Genomic DNA, 7,090 nt, shown 5'->3' on the forward strand with positions numbered 1-7,090 from the left:
TCGGGCAGATCAGGAACTTCGAAAGATCGGGCGGGATCTTTTCGATCATGTGCTTTGTCAGATGCGCCATGTGCGCTGGCAGAACCTGCACATTGTGAATGGCCCCGCGCGTGGTCAGCTTGAAGCCCGCGCGCGTGGTTTCAACCTTCACCGACAGCGGCTTGTCATCCACTTCGCAATGGACCATCCGGTCGCCCGGCGTGTATTCCAGCGCGATGTCGATGGTCTTGCCATCAACACTGATCTCATCCTCGGTCAGTTCCACGCTGAAGCTGTCGCCGCCGATGGTAACCGCCCATTCCGACGGCGGATCAAGCTCGTAGCCAAGCTGCCCGTCCACCTGCCGCGCACGGTCTGCGCGAGCCGTGGCAAGGAACCCGGCCAGCGCGGCAAGGCTCTGCTTCAATTCGCCCGACGTTGCCGCGCCGGTAAAGCCTTCGGGATATTCCTCGGCAATAAAGCCCGTAGTCAGTTCGCCCGAACGGAAGCGCGGGTGCTGCATGATCGCGGACACGAAATCGATGTTGTGGCCCAGCCCTTCGATCTCGAACGCATCCAGCGCCTCGATCTGCTTGTCTGCCGCCTCGTCGCGCGTCTTGCCCCAAGTGATCAGCTTGGCGATCATCGGGTCATAGAACATCGACACTTCGCCGCCTTCATAGACGCCATCGTCCACGCGCACGCCATCCACACCACGGCGGCCATTTTCCGAACCATCGTCCGTCCAGCCATCAACCGGCGGGTTATAGCGGATCAGGCGGCCCGTCGAAGGCAGGAACCCGCGATAGGGATCTTCGGCATAGACGCGGTTTTCAATCGCCCAGCCGTCAATCTTCACATCATCCTGCGTCAGGCTCAGCTTTTCACCAGCGGCCACGCGGATCATCTGTTCGACCAGATCGACGCCGGTGATGCATTCCGTCACCGGATGCTCCACCTGCAAGCGGGTGTTCATTTCAAGGAAGTAGAAGCTCTCGCCGCTAGGGTCCGCGCCCGACACGATCAGTTCCACCGTGCCCGCGCTGTAATACCCCACCGCGCGCGACAGGGCCACGCACTGTTCACCCATCGCCTTGCGCATCGCAGGCGTGACGAACGGCGAAGGCGCTTCTTCCACCACCTTCTGGTGGCGGCGCTGGATCGAGCATTCGCGCTCGTTCAGGTACAGAATGTTGCCGTGCTTATCGCCCAGAATCTGGATTTCGATATGGCGGGGGTTGAGGATGAACTTCTCGATGAACACGCGGTCATCGCCGAACGAATTCAGCCCCTCGCGCTTCACCGCCTCAAAGCCTTCGCGCACGTCCTTTTCGTTGTAGGCAAGGCGCATCCCCTTGCCGCCACCGCCAGCCGAAGCCTTCATCATCACCGGATAGCCGATCTCGTCCGAGATGCGCACGGCGTGCTCGGTATCCTCGATCTCGCCCACGAAACCGGGAACGACATTGACGCCCGCGGCCTTGGCCAGCTTCTTGGATTCGATCTTGTCGCCCATCGCGGCAATCGCGCCGACAGGTGGCCCGATGAACTCGATGCCCTCTGCAGCCAGCGCCTCGGCAAACGACGTGCGCTCCGACAGGAAGCCATAGCCCGGATGCACCGCTTCGGCCCCGGTCTGCTTGCAAGCCGCAATGATCTTGTCCGCAATCAGGTACGACTGCGCGGCAGGCGCAGGCCCTATATGCACCGCTTCATCGGCCATCTGCACAAACGGCGCACGCGCATCGGCATCCGAATAAACGGCCACCGTCTGAATACCCATGCGGCGCGCAGTCTTGATAACGCGGCAGGCAATTTCGCCACGGTTGGCGATGAGGATTTTCTTGAACATGTCAGTCCTTTGATCTGGACATCCACCGCGCCGTCAAGGCCGCGATGAGTATTGAAAGTATCGGGATTCCGGGGAAAATGAGTGTACGCTTCAATTCAAAGTTCGCACACTGCGGCAATTCAGGCCAACAGTCTGCCGCAGCGCCAGCCAGCATCAGCGCAAATAAGTTTGCAGCCACAAGAACCAAAGCAACCGCACTACAGCCGACCATTTTGCCTAAGCTTCTAGAGCTGTCATCATCAGAGTAACTCATGCCTGCGTCACTCTGCGCCCGGTGCAGGGGCACCTCGCAGCAAGCCTTCGGTACTCAAGTCCTCATCGATCTCAGGCCAGTGAATGCCAAAACCTGCCCCGGCCAGTTCCCACTTCACCCTCTGTTCGGCGGTGGCGTGAAGCAGGCGCGGATACCACGCCAGCGGCACAGAAATGGTCCGGCCATCCATCAGATCGACGATCAGGCTGTGTTCGTCGCAGCGAACGTCCAGCACGCGCTCATCGGCAATTTTAGCCAAAATACCCATGCCAAGCCTCCACAAACTCGTCGCGATGCGCTTCAACCATTGCCACAATGCCACCTATTTCGTGGGCACGAAAGCCACGGCTGCTGGCCACTTCCAGACTGCCGAGCCACACCTTGATCGTTGCCGCCCCGCGATCCACGTGGACGTGCGGCGGCTCGTTCGGTTCATGACTGTAAAAGTAGAACCGGAAGGCACCGATCCGCAGCAGCGTCGGCATGGATCAAGCATCCACCGGCGGCATGTTATGCCCCAGCAGCCGCAGCATATCCGCCGCGCATTCCACCACGTTGCTGCCCGGACCGTAGATGCCCTGCACACCTGCTTCGCGCAGGAAATCATAATCCTGCGGTGGGATTACGCCGCCTGCGACAACCTTGATGTCCGAACGCCCAGCCGCGCGCAGGTGGCCGATCAGTTCGGGGATCAGCGTCTTGTGCCCGGCGGCGAGCGACGATGCGCCAACCGCGTCCACATCCTGCGAAAGCGCCAGTGCGGCGGCTTCTTCCGGTGTCTGGAACAGCGGGCCGCTGGTCACGTCAAAGCCCATGTCGCTGAACGCGCTGGCAATCACGTTCGCGCCGCGATCATGGCCATCCTGCCCCATCTTGGCCACCAGCATACGCGGAGTGCGGCCAAGGCGGCGCGTCACGGCCTCAACGCCATCGACAACCTGCTGGTAACGCGAGTCCCCGGCATAGGCCGAACCATAGACGCCCTTCACCGGGGTCGGGAACGTGCCGTGGCGACCGAACACCACTTCCATCGCGTCCGAAATCTCGCCCAGCGTGGCGCGGTGGCGAGCGGCTTCAACCGCCAGTTCCAGCAGATTGCCGCCGGTCTTCGCCCCTTCGGTCAGTGCGTTCAGCGCGGCGCGGCACTTGGTTTCGTCACGGTTTTCGCGCACCCATTTCAGCCGCGCGATCTGGCCCTGACGGACCTTGTCGTTGTCCACTTCCAGCGTTTCGAGCAGGTCTTCGTTGGCAAGGCGATACTTGTTGACGCCGACGATCACGTCATCGCCCTTGTCGACGCGCGCCTGCCGTCCGGCCGCAGCTTCCTCGATCATCGCCTTCGGCCAGCCAGCGGCCACGGCCTTGGCCATGCCGCCTTCGCTTTCAACGCGCTCGATAATCTCCCACGCCTTGTCGACCAGTTCCTGCGTCAGGCTTTCGATGTAGTACGACCCGCCGAGCGGATCGACCACGTTGCACATGCCCGTCTCTTCCTGAATCACGATCTGCGTGTTGCGCGCGATGCGTGCGGAAAAGTCGGTCGGCAGCGCGATGGCTTCGTCCAGCGCGTTGGTGTGCAGCGATTGCGTGCCGCCCAGCATCGCGGCCATCGCTTCAATCGTGGTGCGGATGACGTTGTTGTAGGGGTCTTGCTCTTGCAACGACACACCCGACGTCTGGCAGTGGGTGCGCAGCATCTTGCTGCGTTCGTCCTGCGCGCCCAGCTTGGTCATAACCCGGTGCCACAGCACACGCGCCGCGCGCAGCTTGGCCACTTCCATGAAGAAGTTCATGCCGATGGCGAAAAAGAACGACAGGCGGCCCGCAAACTTGTCGATATCAAGGCCCGAAGCCACGCCGTACTTCACATATTCCATGCCGTCGGCAATGGTGAACGCGAGTTCCTGAACCTGCGTCGCGCCCGCTTCCTGCATGTGATAGCCGGAAATCGAGATCGAGTTGAACTTCGGCATTTCGCGGCTGGTATAACCGAAAATGTCCGAGATGATCCGCATCGAAGGTTCGGGCGGGTAGATATAGGTGTTGCGGACCATGAACTCCTTCAGAATGTCATTCTGAATGGTCCCGTCGAGCAATTTGCGCTCAACGCCCTGCTCTTCACCGGCAACGATGAAGAACGCGAGGATCGGAATGACCGCGCCGTTCATGGTCATCGACACCGACATCTGGTCGAGCGGGATGCCGTCGAACAGGATCTTCATGTCCTCGACCGAATCGATGGCCACGCCAGCTTTGCCCACATCGCCCGTCACGCGCGGATGGTCGGAGTCATAGCCACGGTGCGTAGCAAGGTCGAAGGCGACCGAAAGGCCCTTTTGCCCGGCGGCAAGGTTGCGGCGATAGAAAGCGTTCGATTCCTCGGCAGTAGAAAAGCCCGCATACTGGCGGATTGTCCACGGACGGCCAGCATACATCGATGCGCGAACGCCGCGCGTGAAGGGCGCGAAACCGGGCAGGCCGGGGTCCACGGACACGTCCTCGGCGGTGTAGAGCGGCTTGACGGCAATACCTTCCGGCGTAGCCCAGGTCAGGTCTTTGCCTTTGACTTCCTCGGCGGCAGCGGCCTGCCAATCTGCCAGTGTCTTGTCCGTCATCGTTCGTCCCTTTTCCTCCCCCTTGATGGGGGAGGGATGCGAAGACTTGGCAGCTTGCTGCCTAGTCGTAGCTGGGTGGGGGTGTGCGCCCGATGCGCCCTGCCCCTCACCCCCATCCAACTCCGCCTAGCCCCCTGCGGGAGCAAGGCTACGTATCCTTCCCCCATCAAGGGGGAAGAGGATCAGTGCGCCTCCTTCGGCGTCTCCATGATTTCGGTAAGTTGTCCGCCCATGTCCTTGGGGTGGACGAAGAAAATCAGCGTCCCATGCGCGCCGATGCGGGGTTCACCCAGCACGCGCTTGCCTTGGGCTTCAAACCACGCCTTGGCCACATGAATGTCCGGCACTTCGTAGCAAAGGTGGTGCTGCCCGCCCAAAGGATTGGCCGCCAGCCATTTGCCCACCGCGCTGTCCTGGCTGGTTGGCTGGATCAGTTCGATCTGCGTTCCAGCCGTGCCATTTTCGCCCGGTGTGCTGACAAAACACACTCGCACCTGCTGGCTGTCCAGCACGAACGGTTCGGTAATGTCCGAAGCGCCCATCACATCGCGGTAGAACGCAATGGAGGCATCGATATCCGGCGTTGCAACGCCAACGTGGTTCAAACGGCCCAGCTTCATGTCAGACCCTTTCGATGACCATAGCGATGCCCTGACCGCCGCCGATGCACATGGTAATCAGGCCATACTTGCCGCCAGTGCGGTGCAGTTCGTACATCGCCTTGATCGTCAGGATCGCGCCGGTTGCGCCGATGGGGTGGCCCAGCGAAATGCCCGAACCGTTGGGGTTGGTCTTGGCCGGATCAAAGCCCAGTTCCTTGGCAACGCCACAGGCCTGTGCGGCAAATGCTTCGTTGGCTTCGATCACGTCAATCTGATCCAGCGTCAGCCCTGCGCGCTGCAGCGCCACTGGCACCGCCTTGACCGGGCCAAGGCCCATCACGCGCGGTTCAACACCCGCATGGCCCCAGCCGATGATCTTCGCCATCGGCTTCAGCCCATGTTCTTCCACGGCCTTGCCGCTGGCCAGAACCACCGCCGCCGCGCCATCGTTGATCCCGCTGGCGTTGCCTGCGGTCACCGTGCCGTCCTTCTTGAACACCGGCTTCAGCGTGGCCATCGCCTCGACGCTGGCGTCAGCGCGGAAATGTTCGTCGGTGTCGAACACGGTCACGCCCTTGCGCGTCTTGATCTCTACCGGAACGATCTGTTCCTTGAAGTATCCCGCCGCCACAGCCGCCGCCGCGCGCTTGTGGCTTTCTACCGCAGCAGCATCCTGTTCTTCACGGCTGATGCCGCACTGTTCGGCCACGTTTTCCGCCGTGACGCCCATGTGGAAGTTCTCGAACGGATCATGCAGCGCGCCCAGCATGGCGTCCAGCAGTACCTGATCGCCCATCTTCTGACCATTGCGAGCCGTCAGGATCATGTGCGGCGCATTCGACATGCTTTCCGCACCACCGCCAATGGCAATGTCCTGTTCGCCCAGCGCAATGCCCTGCGCCGCCGAGACAATCGCCTGAAGGCCCGAACCACACAGGCGGTTGACGTTCATCGCGGGCGCTTCAATCGGCACGCCCGCGTTCACCGCCGCCACGCGGCTGACATAGGCGTCCTTGGGCTGGGTCGGCACCACCGTCCCGATCACCACGTTCTGCACCTTGTCCGCGCTGATCCCTGCGCGGGCAATCGCTTCCTTGATGACAATCGCGCCGGTTTCGGCCGGACGCAGCGAAGCAAGGCTGCCGCCAAACGAACCGATGGCCGTGCGCGCGCCCGAAACGATGTAGATGTCGGTCATTTCAATCTTTCCCAAACTTTCGCCCAAAGCGCATCACAGCGGAATATTGTCGTGCTTCTTCCAGGGGTTTTCCAGGCTCTTGTTCTTGAGCTTGCGCAGGCCCAGCGCCACGCGGCGGCGGGTGGAGTGCGGGTGGATCACCTCGTCGACAAAGCCCTTGCTTGCCGCCACGAAGGGGTTGGCAAAGCGGTCTTCGTATTCCTTGGTCTTCACCGCCTGCTCTTCAGCCGAAAGGCCACGGAAGATGATCTCCACCGCACCCTTGGCCCCCATCACCGCGATTTCAGCGGTCGGCCAGGCATAGTTCAGGTCGCCGCGCAGGTGCTTGGACGCCATCACGTCATAGGCCCCGCCATAGGCCTTGCGGGTGATGACGGTGATCTTGGGCACGGTCGCTTCGGCATAGGCGAAAAGCAGCTTCGCGCCGTGCTTGATGATGCCGTTGTGTTCCTGCGCAGTGCCCGGCAGGAAGCCCGGCACATCGACAAACGTCAGAATCGGAATGTTGAACGCATCGCAGAAGCGCACGAAGCGCGCCGCCTTCTTCGATGAATTGATGTCCAGAACGCCTGCCAGCACCATCGGCTGGTT

7 protein-coding genes are annotated in these 7,090 nt (G+C 61.5%); all 7 read right to left on the reverse strand.

All coding sequences use genetic code 11. The annotated features are described in order from the left end of the window. The coding region (locus ACOVQ0_RS10320; protein ID WP_421883898.1) for a biotin carboxylase N-terminal domain-containing protein at nucleotides 1–1,831 on the reverse strand (1,831 nt) is incomplete at its 3' end. Nucleotides 1,832–2,091: 260 nt separating this feature from the next. After that, on the reverse strand, nucleotides 2,092–2,352 hold the full coding sequence (locus ACOVQ0_RS10325) for a DUF2442 domain-containing protein (protein WP_421883902.1): 261 nt from the start codon (nucleotides 2,350–2,352) through the stop codon (nucleotides 2,092–2,094). Further along, on the reverse strand, nucleotides 2,336–2,569 hold the full coding sequence (locus ACOVQ0_RS10330) for a DUF4160 domain-containing protein (RefSeq protein WP_421883905.1): 234 nt from the start codon (nucleotides 2,567–2,569) through the stop codon (nucleotides 2,336–2,338). Before ACOVQ0_RS10330 ends, ACOVQ0_RS10325 begins: the two co-directional genes overlap by 17 nt. A gap of 3 nt (nucleotides 2,570–2,572) precedes the next feature. Continuing rightward, complete coding sequence (gene scpA / locus ACOVQ0_RS10335) at nucleotides 2,573–4,699, reverse strand: methylmalonyl-CoA mutase (RefSeq protein WP_421883908.1); 2,127 nt, start codon at nucleotides 4,697–4,699, stop codon at nucleotides 2,573–2,575. A 182-nt stretch (nucleotides 4,700–4,881) separates the two neighbouring features. Then, a complete protein-coding gene (gene mce / locus ACOVQ0_RS10340; RefSeq protein ID WP_421883911.1) occupies nucleotides 4,882–5,319 on the reverse strand; it encodes a methylmalonyl-CoA epimerase in 438 nt (145 codons plus the stop codon). A gap of 1 nt (nucleotide 5,320) precedes the next feature. Next, on the reverse strand, nucleotides 5,321–6,499 hold the full coding sequence (locus ACOVQ0_RS10345; protein WP_421883914.1) for an acetyl-CoA C-acyltransferase family protein: 1,179 nt from the start codon (nucleotides 6,497–6,499) through the stop codon (nucleotides 5,321–5,323). A 33-nt stretch (nucleotides 6,500–6,532) separates the two neighbouring features. Then, nucleotides 6,533–7,090: carboxyl transferase domain-containing protein (locus ACOVQ0_RS10350; protein ID WP_421883917.1), on the reverse strand; the 558-nt coding region annotated here is incomplete at its 5' end.

It is taken from the genome of Novosphingobium sp. (assembly GCF_049240505.1).
Taxonomy (GTDB): Bacteria; Pseudomonadota; Alphaproteobacteria; order Sphingomonadales; family Sphingomonadaceae; genus Novosphingobium.

What these genes read in the sequence shown, in the direction of transcription:
- mce (WP_421883911.1), bottom strand. Translation starts at nt 5,319, where the DNA reads ATGAAGCTGGGCCGTTTGAACCACGTTGGCGTTGCAACGCCGGATATC.
- ACOVQ0_RS10325 (WP_421883902.1), bottom strand. Translation starts at nt 2,352, where the DNA reads ATGGGTATTTTGGCTAAAATTGCCGATGAGCGCGTGCTGGACGTTCGC.
- ACOVQ0_RS10330 (WP_421883905.1), bottom strand. Translation starts at nt 2,569, where the DNA reads ATGCCGACGCTGCTGCGGATCGGTGCCTTCCGGTTCTACTTTTACAGT.
- ACOVQ0_RS10345 (WP_421883914.1), bottom strand. Translation starts at nt 6,499, where the DNA reads ATGACCGACATCTACATCGTTTCGGGCGCGCGCACGGCCATCGGTTCG.
- scpA (WP_421883908.1), bottom strand. Translation starts at nt 4,699, where the DNA reads ATGACGGACAAGACACTGGCAGATTGGCAGGCCGCTGCCGCCGAGGAA.